Genomic DNA, 18,572 nt, shown 5'->3' with positions numbered 1-18,572 from the left:
GCTAACGACAGTATCAGTCACATTCGTTTCCGTCAGTTCACCGTCGAATTGGAATCTGGTCGTGGAATGCAATTTGATCTGAATTGGGACTTTGATAAGCAAATTGGTAGTACTAACATTGGGCTGGTTCAAGCCTTACCCACTATTGGCCCAATTACCTTGTTCCCTATCGCATCACTGGGTTTAATGACCGTAAGAGATGAATATGCAGGTTACGTCATGCCCGCGGTGACGACGACGGTAGGTATCTATTCCCGCATTTCTGTCACCGACAACATCTGGTTCAACTACAATCCAATGTACACGCACGGGTTAGGCGGTAAAGACAATACAACAATACCTGAATTAGGCTTATTCTCGTATAAAGATATAAGCACCCTTACTCACGAAGTTGCCGCTTCTTATCAATTTAATCCTCGTCAGAATATTCGATTGTTCGCTAACTGGGATCAAGAGAACAGCTCAGACATCGATGTACGTTTAGAGTTTAACCACCAATTCTAAGCATCAATGAACCCACTAGATCGTGCAATATCTCTTCCGATTGCACGATCTAGTGGGTTCAATATTTTATAACTCTAATATCGGTTCATCGTTCGTGATAATTTGAAAAAACTGTGCAGAACATACGCTTTCTTTTTGTACCTACAACCTAAAGAGAACCTAAATATGATTGATCCGATTTAACCTCATTTAATATAGCGCTTAACAGTATCAAGCAGTGTAATTAGTCGTCGTTACTCTCTAACTGCTTATTCAAATACGTAATCCAACGCTCACTTTCTGACGTTTCTTCTACCTTGTTCGCTTGCTTGGCATATTGTAGCGCCAAGTTAAGCTGTTGGGTTCTATAGGCCGATTGAACTTTGGCGAACAGCATCGAAGAAGTGAGTTTACTCTCTGGGATCTTATTAACTTCCTGTAGAGCATGTTGATAGTCGCGCTGGCTTAAATACAGCTGCGAGGCTTGCCAATGATACTTACGGTCTTTCTTTGCGGCTAATTGCCAATACTCAATCGCGGTATCCCACTGCTTTGATTGTTGCCATAACTGAGCCTGACGAACAATCATATTAAGATCGGTTTTAGCGTCATCGAGCAATGAAAGTGTTTGTGCTGATTTCGATGGAATGCCTTGGTTCGCGTAAAGCTGAGCCAGCATTCGTATTTCTTGTTGGCTCAGCGGAATCCCTTGCAGCTTTGCTAGAGTCAACACGTTCAACGCTTGGTTAGAGCGTTCTCTACGAATTTCAATACTCACTAATTGTTGCCACCAACGTGCGTTATCAGGCTCAAACTCGATTAATTGACCTAACGTTTTTGCAGCATCCGGCCACTTCTTTAATTGGAATTCACCGCCCAATCGCAGTGAAAGCATGGCAATATCAAGCGTTGGTTCAAACGTTTGATATTGTTTTACTGACTCAAGTACATCGGGCCAACGTGCAAGTTGGTAATTGGTTTGAGTAACACGAAGCCAAACCAGTGCATTTCCATGCCCCTCTTCAACTAATCGAAGATAATAGCTAAGTGCCTCTTTGTATTGAACGTTCGATAAGTAGAGATCTGCAAGCATACGAATCGTATCGACAGACTGTTCATCGGCCAATAAGCCACTATCAACGGCATATTTTAATTGATCGATGGCCGCTTCGATTTGTTCATTTTGCCAATAAAAGACACCTAACATACGTGCGACAAACGCTTTATCGTAAGCTCGACTGGTGGACACGCTCTCCAAAAGCTCGATGGCTTTTGCCAGTTCTCCATCTAATGATTGAGTGTGTGCTCTTTGTACACGCTGTGCCGTTGATTGGCTCAGTTCATTCGCCAACGCGGATTGAATCGGAATCAAACTAGCCAATGCAATGATTGAGCTAACGAGCAGTTTCTTCGAAATATTCATCATTTTTGCAACTTGAACTCTAGTTTCACGGATTGTCCTTGCTGTACCACGGCTTTGTCATTCACCACTTTAGGCTGATATTTCCAACGTTTGAGCGCGCGTATCGCTTCACGTTCAAACTGCCTCGGTGGGTTTGCTTCAACCACTTCAATATCGGTAGGGCGACCCAGTTCATCAATAGAGAATGTCATAATCACGTATCCTTCAACCCCACGACGCAATGCCCTTGCAGGATAAGTTGGCTCAACTCTATGAAGCGGCATGGCATTTTGATCCATGCTGACATCTCCGATCGACGGCAGTGAAATCTGCAACCCTTGCACCGACGTGGCCATTTCCAGCGTGGGCATTTCAAGTGCCATATGAGACATATCTTGAGACTGAACTTGCTGTCTAGAGGTTGGCGCTTGAGGTGGTGGCTCAAGAGGCTCTGGTGGCTCAGGAACCGCTCGCCTTCTTCTTTCAGTCAGCGACTCTTCTTCTACCATCACCATGTCGAAACGCAATGGTTCAGTCTGTTCAGCTTTCTCTGCGTACTTGGGTTGCACCATCCACGCCATAAAACTAAACAGACCCAGTGCCACAATTAAGGCAATGGGTATAGCAATAATGACACGAGGCATTAAGACTTCTCCGCTGCCAAGGCTATATTCACTACACCTGCCCCTTTCGCGGCATCCATCACTTTCACAACTGTACCATTGTATGCACGTTCATCAGCTTGTATTACGAGAGAAGCATCAGGTTTATCAAGCAGCATATGCTCTAGTGTTGCTTGTACTCGTTCTGCATCTACTAAACGTTTGTCGATAAAGATATCGTTAGCCGAGGTGATCGCGACGAAAATGCCTGCGTCTTTTTGGCTAACCACATTTGATGCTTGAGGACGATTGACTTCCACACCCGATTCGCGAACAAATGAGCTGGTGACAATGAAGAAGATCAGCATAATGAAGACGATGTCCAACATCGATGTCATATCGATTTGTGCGTCTTCTTGTTTAGATTGACGTCTGCCTAACCTCATCGTTGGCTCCTTAAAGATTGTTCTAATTTTAATTGGGTTCGCTGGCACGCTTTGGTCAAGCGCGAATGAGCAAATACGCCAGCCAACGCTGCAACCATTCCAGCCATTGTTGGTAGCGTTGCTAGAGAGATACCTGAAGCCATTAACTTAGGGTCGCTACTGCCTTGGTTTGCCATCACATCAAACACGGAAATCATGCCTGTCACTGTGCCAAGTAGCCCAAGCATTGGGCAGATGGCAACAAGCACTTTGATGAAGTTGAGATGCTGATAAAGCGCTTGCTTGGCTTCTGATACCCAACCATCTCGTATGGCTAAAGCATGCCATGAGGCATGATCTCGACGTTGCTGCCAAGCCTCTATCCACTGCTTTTTTTCTTTTGGGAAAGACCAAGCCAGATAGATCACTCGCTCAACAACAAAAAGCCAAGTTACCGCTACAACCGCCGCTAGCCACCATAAAATCTGCCCACCTTGATTCATAAAATCAAGCACAGCATTTAATTGAATACTTGCTAGCATATTTGTCATTACGCAGGGCTCTCAGTCAGTACATTGTCTTGAGTAACAGATTGCTTCGAGAAAACGTCAATTGTATCGTCACGCTCGGCTTGCTGTGCGACGAGACCAATACCCTGCTTCTCTAAAATGTTTCGAATATTCTCTGCTTGCGTACTCAACAAGTTGTGAGCAAGCAGAAGAGGCATCGCCGCGACCAAACCAAGCACGGTTGTCATCAATGCCATAGATATACCGCCCGCCATGACTTTAGGATCGCCATTACCAAAGTGGGTAATGACTTGGAAGGTTTCGATCATGCCCGTCACCGTACCTAGCAGACCAAGCATCGGTGCAAGTGCAGCAAACAATTTAAGCATCGACAAACCTTTTTCAAGGTGCGTTTGCTCATCGACGACCGCTTCAAGCAAGCGAAGCTCTAACGCTTCAACCGTACGAGTGTTCTCTTTGTTGTAAACAGAAAGAATACGCCCCAGTGGGTTATTGCCTATTTGTTGAGGGTTCTTCAACTGCTTGCGAATGTTCACCTGTGCCACAGAAAGCGTTATACCGCGGTACAAGGCAATGATTAAACCAATCGCTAACAGCCCTAGAATCACTTTACCTACTACGCCCGCCGCTTCTAGGCGATCTTTCAGTGTTGGGTCTAGCTCTCTTTGGCTTAAGATAACGCCACGAGAAGGATCAACCTGCCATGACTTTGCATTATCAGTAGGTTGTTGTTCAGAGGCGTCAGAATAGAGTTTCAAGCTTGATATATCAGGGACTTGATTAGGCTGGTTCGCATAGTACACCGCTTGATCACGAGCGCTGTTCCACTTTAAATAACCTTGGTCACCCACAAGCGCAAATGAGCCGATACGAAATGCGCTTTGCGATGTCGCTTTACCATCTGAATTCACGATAGAGACATCTACTGGGGATAACTGCGCACTGGCTTTAATCTGTTCGTTCAAGCTACGCCACAAACCAGTCAGCTCATCCATTGATGGCAATGTACGCGCTTCAATGATCGAGTCTACATAAGCAGAGTGTGCGTTGGCATCAATCGCTGTTACTGACTGTTCAACCTGAGGTTCTAGCTCTTTGGCAACCTGCCTTACAACGCCAAATAACTCACCCAAGCTACCTGTTTCAAGGCGAAGATTTTCTTCCAAACGCGCAAGTTTATCTTCATTGCTGCTAAAGGTTTTCGCTAACTCGTCAGTTTGGTTCTGGACGAAGTTTCGCTTAGCTTTTAGCTCCGCTTTTCTCTTTTTAAGCTTCTCTTCCGTCTCAATAAAGGTTAACTGCCTTTGAGCGTTCTCTTTTTTCTGCTTGGCATTGTCCGCTTGTGCGTTTTTGGTCAGGCTATTTTGAATAGGTTCTTGAGCCGCATGCGTAGGCTCGCTGTAGACTGAACCTAATACGCCAGCCAGCATCAATGTAGTGAGTGCTAAAGCTTTCATTTATTGCCCCTCCGTTACATTGGTGGTATTCAAAGAGTAATCAGATGATGGGGTTTCAAACGATAGAGGGACGGTTAGCAAGCTTGGGGCTGCCTGATTATTCGCAATACGGAAAGCACTGTCGAGTTGACTAAAGCTCGTAGAGTTGACTGATTCCCATTCATTACTCGCTCGATTCCACGACCAATATTGAGAGCCAGAGCGATTTCGTGCAATCAGAGAGATTCGACCTAAATAGAATATCTCAGCTTCAAAAGTCTCACCACCAGCCAATGCTATTTGAGCTTCATAAACACCAAGCTTAGTACCGTAATCAACTTCAATCTGATACGCCTCTAAGATGCGACGGTACTTCTCTGCGTCACTCACATCAGATTGACTCATCATTGCTTGTAGCCTTTCAACACGTTCTAATCTTGCTTGCTGACGAATAGGGCTATCGTGTTTAACAATCTGCGTTAATCCATCCAGCATTTGATACATCAACGGCACAACACCCTGCCTCGTATCCTGAATTTGATCGATTTGTGACTCAATACTTAACGCTTCTTGGTTCTGGTTATTCACCATCGATTCAAGGTGATCGCGATACACTTCAAGATTCGCCAACTCTTGTTCTAGTTGCTCAATTTCCGCTCTTAATTGTTGCGAGGAATCGAAACTCTTATCGATCACCTTCTGGCTGTTAGCTGCACTCTTATGGGTATCTTTTTGTATCGCTGTCGCATCAGACAATGACGATGCCACACTCGAAAAAGACATCGTCACTACTGCAGCTAAACTGCACGCTTTAAATAATTTCATCACTGGCATTCACTTTAAAAATCATTACGTTCTAAATAAGTAAGTGGTTCGAAATAGGTCTATATTGCTTAGTAAAGTAAGCTGAAGACTACGATTTTCGACCTTTTAATAACAGCAGTAGAAAATAGCTACCACCAATAACAGAAACAATCGTTCCAGCCGCAATTTCAGCAGGATAACGAAGGTTCTGTCCTAACCAATTCGCGGCTAAAAGCAATACAGCGCCAAGCAGCATTGAAACAATTAACTGCTCTTTCGCTTTCTTTGCACCAAGCATAATTGCCATATGAGGTGCTAATAGCCCTAAAAATCCTACAGGCCCCATCACTGCCGTCGTGACTGCACAAATAAGGGCAACTAACACAAACAGACAGGTAAACGCGACAGGAACGTTCACTCCTCTCGCTTTCGCAAACAGTCGCCCAGCTGACAGCAGGGTTAACCATCGGTTCGTCAATAACGCGATACTTGAAAGAAGAACCATCGCGATCAGTAGACCAACAGCCATCACTGGTGTCACTCTGTAGGTTGAACCTGCTAACCAAGCTAATATGGCAAAGCTGTCTTCATTGCCCTTTGCAAGGGTAAATTGTACCAAGGCATCAATTAATGCGGTTAACGAAATACCCGTAAGTATCAGCATTGAAGGCGCATAATGATTCTTCCGCCCTAAGATTAGCAGTAGAATCAAGACCGATATACTGCCTATAAATGCAAGCAAAGGAGCTGATTCAAAAATATTAATGCCAACAAAAATACTGGCAGCCACTAAGGCAAATGTCGCCCCCGCTGACAAGCCAAGAATATCAGGACTTGCCAATGGATTGTATATAAGTCGTTGTAGTAACACACCTGCTATCGCAAGCCCTGCGCCTACGCAGATTGCCGTTAATATGCGCGGCCAAAGTAAACTCAATGCAAAATCATCAGGCCAACGAACAATCCACTCCAGCGCACCATCTACATTATTTCTTGTGACAAAAAACGCCACCAAGATGATAATGATAAACAATACCATTAACTTAACGTATTGAAAACGAGTCAATAGTGCTTTTGTCTTAGGAAGGGTTATCGAGAGTTGGTCTTGAGCCTTCAGTTTACGCCTTGTAAAAAAGATCAAAGCAGGCGCGCCAATCAACGCCGCAGCCGTGCCACTTGGAACAATATCCAAGGTGTAACTGCCAATGAACATGGCGATCCAATCCGTGGTAATAAGCAGCATTGCACCTAAAATGGAACTTGTCACCAATTCACTTTTAGGGGTTCTTGCGCCTAATGCCCGTGCAATATTAGGCGATAACAGACCAATAAAACTGATCACACCAACCGTACTGATAGACGCTGAAACTAACCAAAGGCTTAACAATAAGATGGCAAAAAATGCAGGAACGATACTCAAACCTCGTGCTTGAGCACCACTTTGTCCTATACGTAGTAACGCAAACACACGAGGAGCAAACAGTACAAGAAAGATAGCAGGGAGCAGTTTAGGCATTAACCATAGAACATTATCCCAACCATTTTGAGCCAGATCCCCCGCTCCCCAAATAAACAGGTTTTTAGCGTATTGGTCATGAAGCAAAACAACCGCCGTCGCAATAGCGCCCAATAAAATATTGGTCGCCATCCCAGCAAGAACAACAGGTAAGCCTGATAGATTATTCAACCCGACTATCGTGATCACCAAACCGAATGTGGCCATAGCCCCAAATAGAGCGACAAATAACGAATAGTCCGCCATGACTAAAGGGAACCAAACACTGCCTATTACCATTGCAAGCCATGCACCAGAAGAGGTGCCCAGCGTTAACGGGCTAACAAGCGTGTTTTGCGTGAGCTGCTGTAGTACGCTGCCAACCAACCCTAATACAGCGCCAACCATCAACCCCATGACATAACGAGGTAGCGATGATTGGGTGAACAGAATCGCATCAAAATCTTCGTAATCGTCAAAATTGAACGACAGCGAACCGATAAGTTGAATTTGGTTAGCGAAAGAAAGGTCGGTACTCCAGCCTAATTGCCCAATGCTTAAGGCAAGTAAACTAAGGAGTAACAGCAAACCTAATGTCTGTGATTTCAGCACGTGATTAGAGCCCTATCGCTTCACTTGGTTGGCAGCAATGTCGAGTAAGCTGTCGGTAATCGCTTCAGCGGTATAGAGCAGCGACATAGCCCCTCCATAGTTCCAAACAGGCTCAATGCTGTTCAATCGGTTTGCTCGAACAAACGGCATCGCTTGCCAAAGTACTGAACGGTTGAGCTGCTGCTCTTGGTCAAACGGTTTGAAGTAGAGCGCCACTCCGTCATTTACGTACTTTAAATCATTAACACGAACTTGGGTCACTCCCCACTGAGTGGAAGGCTTCTCAATGGCGGGTTCAAAGCCCAATCGTTGTAAGACGTACTGTGTCGTCGAGTTCTCTCCGTAGAGATAAACCGCAGTGGTACTTGCAAAGCGAAATGCACTGACTTTAGGTTTTCCTTCAGGAAAAGCGTCACTCAACTGGTTTGTCATTTGTGTAAAACGATCATCCATTTCTAACAGTTTTTCCTCGGCTACCTGCTGCTTACCAAGCGCCTTAGAAAGTAGCCGATAATTATCAATACTCGCTTGAGCGTTATCGTGGTCAGCACTGTAAGTTTGGTAATAAAGAACCGGAGCAATGCGTTCCAGGCGCTCAAGTAAATCAAGCTGAGGAGAGGCAGTAATAATAACGTCAGGCTTTAGTTGTGCCAGTCTCTCAAAGTTCGGCTCAACTCGCGTACCAATATCTTCGACCGATGCATCAACAGCAGGCTTTACTACCCACTCTTGGTACCCAGCAATATCTGGCATCGCTATCGGTGTGACACCCAGTTCAATAATTTGCTCGGCTATATCCCAATTAAGCGCTGCTACACGTGTTGGTGTTGCTTTTAACGTGTGTTCACCTCGGTTGTCTGTCACGGTTACAACAGCGTTGCTCAATCCAGAAACTAACATTGCCGATAATACGAGAACGGACTTCAATACTGCTCGTGCCGGCCATTTCATCGATTGTATTTGGCGTTTCATTTTCCTATTACTTCCTACTCTATCAGCGCTTTTTAACATATCACCGCGACCTTATGATTCTGTGTTGGGTGAGGCATCAATTTAACGGGTGTTGCGTATAAATCGGACAACAACGCTTCATCATGGAGAAGATCTGTTTCTCCTTGAAAAGCCACCTTTCCACCTTTTAATGCAACGACGCGGCTGGAGTATTTAAGTGCTAAGTTAAGGTCATGAATAATCACAATAATCCCTTTCCCTGTTTGCTCATTGAGTTCCTTTAAAAGCCCCATCAACTGATACTGGTGCTGAATATCTAACGCGGAAGTTGGTTCATCTAAAATCAGAATGTCTGACTGCTGAGCAAGTAACATCGCTACCCAAGCACGCTGCCTTTCACCACCCGACAACTGCTCTGCAATGGTATTGGCATACTGTGAAACGCCCGTCATTTGCATTGATTTTTCGATTATTTGAGCATCTTGATCATTCCAACGCCCGAATAGGCCACGCCAAGGAAAACGCCCTAAACGCACAAGTTCAGTCACATTTAGCCCTGCGACTTCGGGTAATTTTTGGGGCAAATAAGCAACACTTTTTGCAAGCTGCTTTGGATTGTATTCACTCACCCGTTTTTCATTGAGTAACACTTGTCCTTGTTCTGGTGAGAACTGATTCGAGAGCAAGTTCACCAGCGTCGATTTACCCGAGCCGTTATGTCCAAGTACAACGGTAAACTGGTTATCTTCAATGGTTAGATCGGGAATTGACAAGATAGTTCGTTGGTCTCGAACCACCTCGACATCGGTCAATTTATACATGACGTCTCTTTTTGTTCTTTGGGCAATCATCGCAAAGTCTGCCCTCTTTTGTTTGAGTCACAAGACAACAGCTTTTCCTTGTATAAGTCAGCAATTCCCCTGACGAAAACCCCGTTAATGAACGGTGAGGAAGTTGAAATGCATCGAGCCATAGCTTTGCATCAGAGTGAACATCATCCTGAGTAAACGCCTCAAAATGATCGTGCACTTTCATCAATGACATCAGTAAGAAATCAGCAAGCAGTTGACGGCTAAAACCAGGGCGGCAACGATAAAGTTCATCCAGCTCGGCTTGCCAACGAGACACCATCCCACCAAGCTGCTGGCCAACATTGATAATTAATGCTTCTTTGTTTTCGCTCACGCACTGTTCCGAATCGAAATGAAATCCCGAAATCAGCCCATTACGATAGTGCTGACTCATGGTTGAAAAATCTGGCGCCACTTTTAAACCATAAACACCAATAAACGCTAGGTAGATCGGCTGCCAACTCAGTAGGCTAAAGGTTCGCGTTAACCAGTAACTGTGCTTCGCTTCTGGGTGCAATGATTGAATCTCTTGATACATGATGGTTAACAACTGACGATTATCACCGTCACCCATTAGCATTCCGTTTTCAGCAGGAGCAACTTTTCCGTCTAAATAAGGCGTCACTTGCCTTGCTGCATGCATCAATTGTTCTATTTCAGTCAACGTCGCTCTCTTCTTATTCACTGCTATTTTTGCTAATCGTCAAACACAATAAGTGTCGTGCGAAAATGCACTAAAGCAGCCTACTCTTCAGCAGGCTGCTCTGTTTTACAACACGGTATAGAAACTAGAATTTATAATTAACATTCAGTTCTACTGTGCGCTCTTCACCATACCAACAGTTGGTTTGGTCATAACAAGTGAAGTACTCTTCGTTAAATAAGTTAGTCGCCAGTAAATTCACAGTCGCCCCCGACAAAGACTCTTTAACTGAACCTAAGTCGTAACCAAGTGATAAATCTACCAAGGTGTAGGACGGTACTTTACCTTGTGTATTGGTCGCTTCCATTTGCATTTCACCCACATAACGAGCACCTGCACTTGCGCGTGTACCACTTAGCACTCCGTCGAAGATGAAGTAATTCGCCCATAAGTTGGCGGCATGCTCAGGTACGTAGATTGGCGTGGTACCTTGCAGACCATTGTCGCTATCTTTTGTAATTTCCATGTCGGTGTAGGTGTAGTTCGCTGCGATGTCTAAACCAGAGGTCACCTGTATACTGGTTTCAAGCTCAAGACCTTGAGAGCGAATCTGACCAACTTGCAACTGGTCTTGATAATCGGCTGATGATGGGTCCGTTACTAACACATCATTTTTCTCAATTCTAAATAACGATGCGGTCGCACTCTTACTGTAATCAGAAGATTGGTATTTCAAACCAACTTCAATCTGCTGACCGGTTTCAGGCTTGTAGGCTTCACCAAAACTGCTAACACCCGTAACAGGCTCAAAGCTTGTTGCGTAGTTAGCAAACGGCGATATGCCATTATCTAATTCGTAGAGCGCACCAATACGGTATGAGAATGCACTGTCATCCGCTTCTGTATAGCTGCCAGCGTAATCACTGGTTGTTTTATAATTGTCATAACGACCACCAGCAATTACCACTAGACGGTCCAATCGCATCTGGTCTTGAACGTACAGACCTGTTTGTCTTAGCGTGATGTCATCTTTTACTTCCCACGCTTTGGTTAGCTCATCACGATTGATTAAATCGTTATTCGGGTTAAAGATATTAAAGTCGCCAAATTGACTCGTACTACCGTATTCCGCGTAATTCGATGAGCCTTTTAATTGTTGGTAATCAAGACCAAATAACAGGTTATGTTCAACATTCCCCGTAACAACAAAACCAGAAAGCTGGTTATCAATCGTGTAACCCTTAGATTCTTCATCCGTGCTGTAGATATTTCTATCTAAATTGCCAGTAGATGGATCCCAATGGTTATAGTAATCACTGTGATATGTGTTTTCTTGATACAGAGACGCATCGGTATAACGGAAGTTCTGTAAGAACCCCCACTCATTAGTAAATTGATGATCAACTTTATAGCCCAACATCAACACTTCACGCTCAAACGTACTCCAGTTCTTATCACCCACGAATGTGTTTGGCGTTGTACTTCCATTCGGGTTATCCGTTAATGAACCTGATGCTGGCATTGCCGAGTTCATACCCATTGCCGGATCGTTTTGATAGTACATATTGAAATTGATGAGCGTTTTATCCGACACTTCCCAGTTTAGTGACGGAGCAAACACATAACGTTCTTCTCCGGTATGATTGACTTGCCCATCACGAGTACGCGCTAAACCAATAATGCGATATGAGAAATCGCTATCACCGATTTGACCGGTAGTATCAATTGAAGCCTCGACCAGATTACGAGAACCCGTCGCTAGCCCAAGTTCTGTGCTCGACTCCTTTTGTGGCGTCTTAGCAATCATGTTAACCATGCCACCCGGTGGCATTGAGCCGTACAGCACCGATGTCGGTCCTTTAAATACTTCCACTTGCTGAATCGCAATCGGATCAATTTGAGGCTGCAAATTCCAACCATTTAAGAACTGAAGGGCCAAACCATCGTAGTAGCTTTGGTTGACAGCAAAACCACGGATCATAAACGTGTCGTACATGGTCACAGAGCCGCCCTTGGTTTCAGTCACAACACCAGGAGCATAACGCAGTGCTTGGTTTAGAGACTTCACGCCTCTTGCTTCAAGATCTTCGCTCTCAATAACACTGATAGCTTGAGGCGTTTCTTCTGGTTCTAACGAGGTCTTAGTCGCGGTATTGCGATAGGTTTGACCTAGAACTGATATTGTCTCGATTTCTGATTGTGTTGTGTCCGCCGCATTCTTGCTTTCGGTATTTGCATTGGCTCCAAATGAGAGCACTAACACGCTAGCAATTGCTACGCTTAAAGGTGATTTTGAAAATAGTGTTGTGGTCATGATTCCCTGCTTTTTCTTTTCAATCTGTGCGATCAACGTAAGCCAATCTAATTGCGAATTATTATCGTTTGCATTTTATTAGCTTAGATAGAAAAAACATTACAATTTGGTGCATCATGTCGATAAGTTACCTATAAACTCGATAAAAATAAGCACCTAGGCGCTTATTAAACTTTTTGAATTGGCAGCCAATACTCAATATTCATCGACTGCGAATCACTTTGTCCGCTGTATATTTCCAACTCAGGCGCTTCCACTGCGGTGTAGCCAGAACTAGGAAGCCAGTGCAGAACAAGCCACTCAACCGCTTGAGCAAACTGTTTTATTTGCCCACTAAATGGCAATACAGCAAAGTCGTTTTCTTCCACAACAACACTTTCAAACTCACCAGCCTTGTGGCTTACGTCACTCAGGTTATCGGTGCCTGCTAAATAGGTAAGCTCACCTTCATCCGCATTATTTTGAGCATCAATTACGCCTACCCAACGTGTTTGGGAACTAAAAGAGCGGCTACATTGATCTTTGAACTCATTCCATGCACACGGAACAGAGACATTGAAATCTGGCTCACTAGACAATAGCCCTCGAACACGTTGCTTAACCCCATAAATACGCTGCTCACTTGCATGTTCTATTCTCACCTGAAAGAACCCTTCCGTTAGAGCCTCGCAATTAGGGAAGTCTAAAATAGGCCTCTCGCATGGCCCTTTAATCCCATCTCGTGTGCCTCTTTGTTGATAGCGCTTAGGGCTAATACCAAAGAAAGCACTGAATGTTCGACTAAACGCCACCTCAGAACCAAAACCATATTGATAAGCGATATCGACCATCTTTTTGTCTCGCCTCAATACTTGCTCTGCGGCTTTGGAGAGCTTCTGTTCACGCACATATTGGGCAACACTCATTCCCGTATAGGTTTGAAATACACGCTGAAGTTGCCAACGAGACCAACAGCTGACTGCCGATAGATCCGACACACTTAAGGTTTCATCTAAGTGAGAATCAATGTGTTCAATAACAGCTTCAATCCGATTAAGGGCATAGCAACAGGCTGAGTTCATAACGAAAAGACCTTGATGACAAACGAGAGTTCAACAAAAATATTGGCATCTATATAACAGATGCATAACATTAAATCTAAATGATAATTACACTCATTTAGAAACACGTTTGCAATTTACTCTTATCTATTTCCGTGGTCAATCTTTGTTATGTCAATTTCTTACCGTCAAATTATCAACCTGCTCGATACGTTATTCTAATAATCTGACTTATTTCTAATCAGCTGGAACATAGATTAACCTACCGTCATCTAACATATAGGTCTGCCCTGCTATCTGCCCTGTTCCTTCCCCTATTTCATCAGAGGTTTCGTAACGAGTCATAGTCTCCGCATCTTTAATCGTAATACGCATATTTTCTTCGCCAGGGTTCTCTATTAGCATCGAGTTTTCCGGCAGTTGGGCTCCGGTGACGTTGAGTATCATTAAAAACGCCATTACAACAGCGAATAGATCCACCATGTTTACAATGGAAAGTACCGGATCATCCAGCTCATCAGACTCCAGAAATCTCATTACAGCTTTCCTTCTGCTAACGTGTTCGTTTCTACCGGGTGTACCGCTTCGGCTATTGAATGTGAATGCGTCATCGTTTTCATACTTTGTTCAATTTTACACATATCTTCCAATAACCAACGACGGCGAACTGTCATAATGCTGAAGGTTAAACTCGCGGCTATTAACGATAATATTGACGCTGAAAACGCAACGATCATCTCTTGTGCGACTTTATCCACTTCACCCTCACCCATCGCTACTAACGCAGGCCCGATTGCGATCATCGTGGTAACAAGACCTAACATAGGCCCCGCACGGCTGATCAACCGTAAAGGCTCTAGCTCTTTCACAATCCAAAGCTCAAGCTGGTCACTGTCACCTGAATCATTTGATTGAGCGTAACGCTGTAATACCGACACATAGTTCTTATCGAAGCGTTGCACGAACTCAACGCTGAATCGGCCTAAGACATACAAAGAGTAAACGACGATAACAACCACGAGCACCATAACGGGCTGCATAAATAAAGTGGCAAACTGGTAAATTAACGTTTCAAGTTGGTTCATGGTTAAGCTTCTCTTGTTATACGGTGTTGTCGAATCGCACCTGTCGCGATACAACCAAAAATAAAGGTGATAAGGAAAAACATTTGATAGTCCGTTAATGTCGGTTGCTCGAACGATTCCATTTCTTGCATCACTTGCCCTGAAATGACAGGGTTACTCGCGGTGGCCCCAATAGACCCCAAGCCAAACCCTGCTGAGGTTTGCTCTATAAATGCTTTGGTCACTTCGTGAGGTTGGTGATATTCCACTAACGGTTCTAGTTCTTCATGACGCTCGATAAGCTGTTTTAAGCGCTCTTCGTCGGCATCCCAGTGACCTTTTCTAACGGCTTCAAGCATTCGTTCAATGATCTGCATTTGCGCTGCAGGTTGATGTTGTTCGAACCATTCGTTAATGCCGAGATCGTGTTTGTCGTCTATGTAGACCTCACTCAGTGCTTCCCATTGATGATCGTTCACGGTTTCCGGTGCTGTCACTTGCCAGCCAAATAGGTTATTGGTGATATCCAACATATTCAGCGCGCCTGCATACCCTTCTTTTTGCATCGAAGTGATCCAAACTGGGTTTAGATAGCGTGCATTCAGCTCTTCCGCCAAAAATGTGCCTGCAGAGACAGTACGACTGTTCGATTCACGCAAGTCATTGATGTACAAGTCGGGATCTTTTCCTGACGCTTTCCGTACTGCAGCCGCCAACCCGCCTAAGTACTCAAATGGGTGATCCGTTGATAACAGCCCATGTAAGCGACTGGTTCTTGTCATGACGGCAGCATCAACAGACGATAAGTGCGATTCAAACAAGTTGGTATCGCCCAATTTCTCCCCCCAAACTTCACTGCCATACGCATACTGAAGGCGAGTCGTAAATTGCTCCCCCAAAGCATCATCGCTTTCCCAATCTTGAGATTGAATGGCGAGATCATTCACTCCACTGCCGTAATCACCCGGTTCATTACTGAAGATCCGCAGCGCAGACAACATCGACGCTCTTTCTGAGTCGTAACCAAGTTCCCTTAGTGATTCGCTTAAACTTTGACTGTTTTCAGCAATGACATTGCCATCTTCCAATGCGGTGATTTCTTCAATTGCTTTGCTCAGCTTTAACATAAAGCCATCGAATTGATCTCGATAGACAGACGTTGCTTGAATCACGACATCGATGCGTGGTCTCGTTAGCTCATCGTTAGGGATAACACGCAGTTCAATCAGATTACCGCCTCTATCCCAAATGGGCTCTACACCAATTGCACGAAGCACTTGAGCTTCTAACATACCGAAGTGTCGTTGTGTTTCTCCCGCCCACAAGGAGAAGGCAACTTTACTTGGCATCTCTCCATTTTTTTCAATATGAGCATCAAGTAGGTTCTGAAGCTCTGTCTCTGCGGCGTTATAAGCAGGAGAACTTGGCACTTTGGCTGGGTCAAAACCATACAAATTGGTCCCACTTGATGTGGAAGGATTACGCAATGGATCGCCACCTGGCCCTGCTGGAATAAATCCTGCTGACAAACCATTAAGTAGGCTTTCAATTTCGCCGTTGTTCAAAAGCCTGTTGAACGACGTTTTAGCGGTTTCTGCTAGTGCTTTCATTTCTAACTTGGCTTCTTCGCCGCCTTGTACTGGCGTACTTTCAGCACTTGCGTTTTCAATCGCATTTGTACCTTCAATGGCACTTCGAATCCACTGGATAGGCTCACTGTCATCTAGTGCTTCAAAGTCTCCTTCAAATTGCTTCCAAAACTCAGAGGGTTCATCGACAAAATGACGCAATAAATCATCACCCATTTGTTGCAGAATCGTGTAATGAATCTCACTATCTGGCTTAGATTGACCGAACGCATGTAAACCAAGCGGTACCGACGAGGCTGCTAAACGATCAATATGCTCTTCAAGTTGTTCTAGAACGGAATCAAGATCCTCTTCAATCGAGTTGGGATCTAACCCCATATCGACTAATACATTGAGCTCTTCTATCTTGGCGATTAATGCAACTTTTAGCTCATCTTTAACCGAGCCTGGTAACGCATTTTCATAATCACCGAGCAAGCCATTGAGCTCTACATAGTCTCCATATAAACCCGCAGGCCCAAATGTTGGGGTTTGGTGGCTAATGATCGTGGCCCTTCCTCGTCTCTTCGCCTGAATTGCTTCTGCGATATTATCTTGAATGTACGGGTAGAAAACGGGCATATCACCAAGCGTTAAATAAGGAAAGTCATCCCGAGACAATCCACGCGCTTTACCCGGTGTCCACTCTTGTGAACCATGTGTTCCAAGGTGAACAAGCGCATCCAATTGCCCTTCATTGTGTTGTTGTTGAAGCCAAAAATAGACCGCTAAATAAAGGTGACTCGGGGGCTCAGTTGTTGAGTGGATGGCATGACCAACATCTCCAGAACGTGGTGGTTGGGGCATTAACCAAAGATTACCCTTCTTTAAGATAGGAAAAACAAACGCAGGCTCACCATTAATCTGTTTAATCCCCTTATACGTCATCGGGTGTCCCCAATTTCGGTTAATGAAGTGCCTTTGCTCGATTGGTAGGGTTCGGTACCAACGTAGATAACTGCGAAGCGGCAATACTGCGGCGTATTCTGCTTCAAGCAAACTCTCGATTTCAGTCGGATTGTAATAACCCGACAATAAAATCTTACCGTCCTCAATCATCTGTAGCTCATCGAGCGGCGGAACATCATAGCCTTCCTTGTTCAACCCTTCTGCGATGCTAACAAGACTTAAAGGTACGTTAAGGTTTGATGCTGAGATATTCTCTGCTCCAGCCGGTGAGTTCCAGAACATAACCGCCACACTTTTCTCAGCGTTAGATTTGGTCTTTAATCGCTGATAGGCATGAACTCGACCAAACAACAGATCCAGCTGCTCGGTGATATAGGTTTTCTCTCCCGCTCGGTCAGCTGATATCACTAATGGATCCGTTAGGCCCCATGTTTCGGTTGTTGAAAGCATGACCGAGGCGTTACGGGGTTCTATCCCAACATCACTTTCTCGCCAGTCATCTAGATCGCCATCACGGAAGTGAATGGTTTGAATAACGGGAACGCCAAGCTTATTCATTTCAGCTTTACGCTGTTCACCTTGCTGTAAGTGAGTCAGGTTCACCAACACGGTCGGTGAACGATAGAATTTGGACGTATCCCAGAGCCAATCTAACCCATTGTCACCTTCCACCCAGAACATGACAGGCTCGATACCCGCTTGTTTAGTTTTTTCAATCAATTCATCAAGCGGTTCAAACTCCTGGTTTAAGATTTGATTGCGACTAATAATGAAGCCTGCAATGGGTGTCCCTTCTTGCCAACCCGTTGCAGCTAGATAACTACCCAGATCAGTCACAACGCCTTTGTCGTGGTAAATACCGTAAGTTGGAACTATTTCCGCTTCAGGTAAGTTGGCTAAAGACTCCCCTAAATGGTTCATGCGTATCGCCGAAAATAAGTGACCGTAGTTATTCTCTGTACCATTGAGGTAATAACTCGTTAACTGATGGGAAAGTTTTCGGCTCATCTGGCTTGATGCGCTCGGCGGACCGCCACCAAACATCACCCAGTTCATATCCGCAGGGAAAGTTTCCATTACCTCTGCGAGTCGCTGGCGATCTGGCATACGAGGCGTATCAATGATCGTAAAATCCGCTTCGCGAATTTTGCTGACGTTATAAGTTCTTGGCGTGAAGCTAATAAGCTCGACTTGTTGTTCGAGTGCGTACTCTTTTAGTCGCTCAATTTTACTTTGTGGGACAAAGTCGGTATGCACTACCGCTACTGTAGTCGTATCCGCTAAAGCCACATTAGCAAAAGGCACAAAAGAAGACGCCACCACGACGAGAAAAACAAAGCACTGAGCAAACAGTGCTTTTATTAGATTTAAGCGCATTATATG

Annotated in this window: 16 protein-coding genes; 1 reads left to right on the top strand and 15 read right to left on the bottom strand. The window is 44.6% G+C overall.

All coding sequences use genetic code 11. From position 1 onward, the window contains the following. The first annotated feature begins 66 nt into the window (after positions 1–66). Positions 67–504, top strand: coding sequence for a hypothetical protein (locus L4D20_RS12400; protein WP_428801906.1), 438 nt, complete (start codon positions 67–69; stop codon positions 502–504). A 223-nt stretch (positions 505–727) separates the two neighbouring features. Here the strand turns inward: L4D20_RS12400 and L4D20_RS12395 are convergent, their stop codons facing one another. The 15 genes from L4D20_RS12395 to cobN all read right to left on the bottom strand — a co-directional run bounded on the left by L4D20_RS12395 (position 728) and on the right by cobN (position 18,566). Beyond that, positions 728–1,909 (bottom strand): tetratricopeptide repeat protein, encoded by a 1,182-nt coding sequence (locus L4D20_RS12395; RefSeq protein ID WP_428801905.1) that lies wholly within the window; start codon positions 1,907–1,909, stop codon positions 728–730. After that, positions 1,906–2,529: an energy transducer TonB gene (locus L4D20_RS12390; protein WP_428801904.1), complete on the bottom strand. Its 624-nt coding sequence runs from the start codon at positions 2,527–2,529 to the stop codon at positions 1,906–1,908. The genes L4D20_RS12395 and L4D20_RS12390 overlap by 4 nt, the downstream gene beginning before the upstream one ends. Next, positions 2,529–2,933: an ExbD/TolR family protein gene (locus L4D20_RS12385; RefSeq protein ID WP_428801903.1), complete on the bottom strand. Its 405-nt coding sequence runs from the start codon at positions 2,931–2,933 to the stop codon at positions 2,529–2,531. The genes L4D20_RS12390 and L4D20_RS12385 overlap by 1 nt, the downstream gene beginning before the upstream one ends. Then, a complete protein-coding gene (locus tag L4D20_RS12380; protein WP_428801902.1) occupies positions 2,930–3,463 on the bottom strand; it encodes a MotA/TolQ/ExbB proton channel family protein in 534 nt (177 codons plus the stop codon). The genes L4D20_RS12385 and L4D20_RS12380 overlap by 4 nt, the downstream gene beginning before the upstream one ends. Further along, positions 3,463–4,899 (bottom strand): MotA/TolQ/ExbB proton channel family protein, encoded by a 1,437-nt coding sequence (locus tag L4D20_RS12375; protein ID WP_428801901.1) that lies wholly within the window; start codon positions 4,897–4,899, stop codon positions 3,463–3,465. Before L4D20_RS12375 ends, L4D20_RS12380 begins: the two co-directional genes overlap by 1 nt. Continuing rightward, on the bottom strand, positions 4,900–5,703 hold the full coding sequence (locus tag L4D20_RS12370; protein ID WP_428802140.1) for a DUF3450 domain-containing protein: 804 nt from the start codon (positions 5,701–5,703) through the stop codon (positions 4,900–4,902). Positions 5,704–5,791: 88 nt separating this feature from the next. Beyond that, positions 5,792–7,789 carry a Fe(3+)-hydroxamate ABC transporter permease FhuB gene (fhuB, locus tag L4D20_RS12365; protein ID WP_428801900.1) on the bottom strand — a complete coding sequence of 666 codons (1,998 nt, stop codon included), beginning with the start codon at positions 7,787–7,789 and terminating at the stop codon, positions 5,792–5,794. A 12-nt stretch (positions 7,790–7,801) separates the two neighbouring features. Next, a complete protein-coding gene (locus L4D20_RS12360) occupies positions 7,802–8,761 on the bottom strand; it encodes an iron-siderophore ABC transporter substrate-binding protein (RefSeq protein ID WP_428801899.1) in 960 nt (319 codons plus the stop codon). A gap of 32 nt (positions 8,762–8,793) precedes the next feature. Continuing rightward, a complete protein-coding gene (locus tag L4D20_RS12355; RefSeq protein WP_428801898.1) occupies positions 8,794–9,561 on the bottom strand; it encodes an ABC transporter ATP-binding protein in 768 nt (255 codons plus the stop codon). Then, positions 9,554–10,276, bottom strand: a complete 723-nt coding sequence (locus L4D20_RS12350) for a siderophore ferric iron reductase (RefSeq protein ID WP_428801897.1) — start codon at positions 10,274–10,276, stop codon at positions 9,554–9,556. The genes L4D20_RS12355 and L4D20_RS12350 overlap by 8 nt, the downstream gene beginning before the upstream one ends. 103 nt (positions 10,277–10,379) lie before the next feature. Beyond that, positions 10,380–12,548 (bottom strand): TonB-dependent siderophore receptor, encoded by a 2,169-nt coding sequence (locus L4D20_RS12345; RefSeq protein ID WP_428801896.1) that lies wholly within the window; start codon positions 12,546–12,548, stop codon positions 10,380–10,382. A 167-nt stretch (positions 12,549–12,715) separates the two neighbouring features. Beyond that, on the bottom strand, positions 12,716–13,609 hold the full coding sequence (locus L4D20_RS12340) for an AraC family transcriptional regulator (protein WP_428801895.1): 894 nt from the start codon (positions 13,607–13,609) through the stop codon (positions 12,716–12,718). A gap of 216 nt (positions 13,610–13,825) precedes the next feature. Further along, positions 13,826–14,125 (bottom strand): DUF2149 domain-containing protein, encoded by a 300-nt coding sequence (locus L4D20_RS12335; RefSeq protein ID WP_428801894.1) that lies wholly within the window; start codon positions 14,123–14,125, stop codon positions 13,826–13,828. After that, the gene (locus tag L4D20_RS12330) at positions 14,125–14,673 is read right to left on the bottom strand and encodes a MotA/TolQ/ExbB proton channel family protein (protein ID WP_428801893.1); all 549 of its coding nucleotides are present in this window, start codon (positions 14,671–14,673) and stop codon (positions 14,125–14,127) included. Before L4D20_RS12330 ends, L4D20_RS12335 begins: the two co-directional genes overlap by 1 nt. Positions 14,674–14,675: 2 nt before the next feature. Next, positions 14,676–18,566: a cobaltochelatase subunit CobN gene (gene cobN, locus L4D20_RS12325; RefSeq protein ID WP_428801892.1), complete on the bottom strand. Its 3,891-nt coding sequence runs from the start codon at positions 18,564–18,566 to the stop codon at positions 14,676–14,678. Positions 18,567–18,572: the final 6 nt, after the last annotated feature.

The sequence above is a fragment of the Vibrio kyushuensis genome (assembly GCF_050337325.1).
Lineage (GTDB): Bacteria > Pseudomonadota > Gammaproteobacteria > Enterobacterales > Vibrionaceae > Vibrio > Vibrio kyushuensis.
This window is presented reverse-complemented; position numbering and strand designations above follow the sequence as displayed.

Bases quoted from the DNA above. Each gene is read 5' to 3' on its own strand.
- L4D20_RS12400 (WP_428801906.1), top strand. From the start codon at position 67: ATGCAATTTGATCTGAATTGGGACTTTGATAAGCAAATTGGTAGTACT.
- L4D20_RS12395 (WP_428801905.1), bottom strand. From the start codon at position 1,909: ATGATGAATATTTCGAAGAAACTGCTCGTTAGCTCAATCATTGCATTG.
- L4D20_RS12390 (WP_428801904.1), bottom strand. From the start codon at position 2,529: ATGCCTCGTGTCATTATTGCTATACCCATTGCCTTAATTGTGGCACTG.
- L4D20_RS12385 (WP_428801903.1), bottom strand. From the start codon at position 2,933: ATGAGGTTAGGCAGACGTCAATCTAAACAAGAAGACGCACAAATCGAT.
- L4D20_RS12380 (WP_428801902.1), bottom strand. From the start codon at position 3,463: ATGACAAATATGCTAGCAAGTATTCAATTAAATGCTGTGCTTGATTTT.
- L4D20_RS12375 (WP_428801901.1), bottom strand. From the start codon at position 4,899: ATGAAAGCTTTAGCACTCACTACATTGATGCTGGCTGGCGTATTAGGT.
- L4D20_RS12370 (WP_428802140.1), bottom strand. From the start codon at position 5,703: ATGAAATTATTTAAAGCGTGCAGTTTAGCTGCAGTAGTGACGATGTCT.
- L4D20_RS12360 (WP_428801899.1), bottom strand. From the start codon at position 8,761: ATGAAACGCCAAATACAATCGATGAAATGGCCGGCACGAGCAGTATTG.
- L4D20_RS12355 (WP_428801898.1), bottom strand. From the start codon at position 9,561: ATGTATAAATTGACCGATGTCGAGGTGGTTCGAGACCAACGAACTATC.
- L4D20_RS12345 (WP_428801896.1), bottom strand. From the start codon at position 12,548: ATGACCACAACACTATTTTCAAAATCACCTTTAAGCGTAGCAATTGCT.
- L4D20_RS12340 (WP_428801895.1), bottom strand. From the start codon at position 13,609: ATGAACTCAGCCTGTTGCTATGCCCTTAATCGGATTGAAGCTGTTATT.
- L4D20_RS12335 (WP_428801894.1), bottom strand. From the start codon at position 14,125: ATGAGATTTCTGGAGTCTGATGAGCTGGATGATCCGGTACTTTCCATT.
- L4D20_RS12330 (WP_428801893.1), bottom strand. From the start codon at position 14,673: ATGAACCAACTTGAAACGTTAATTTACCAGTTTGCCACTTTATTTATG.
- cobN (WP_428801892.1), bottom strand. From the start codon at position 18,566: ATGCGCTTAAATCTAATAAAAGCACTGTTTGCTCAGTGCTTTGTTTTT.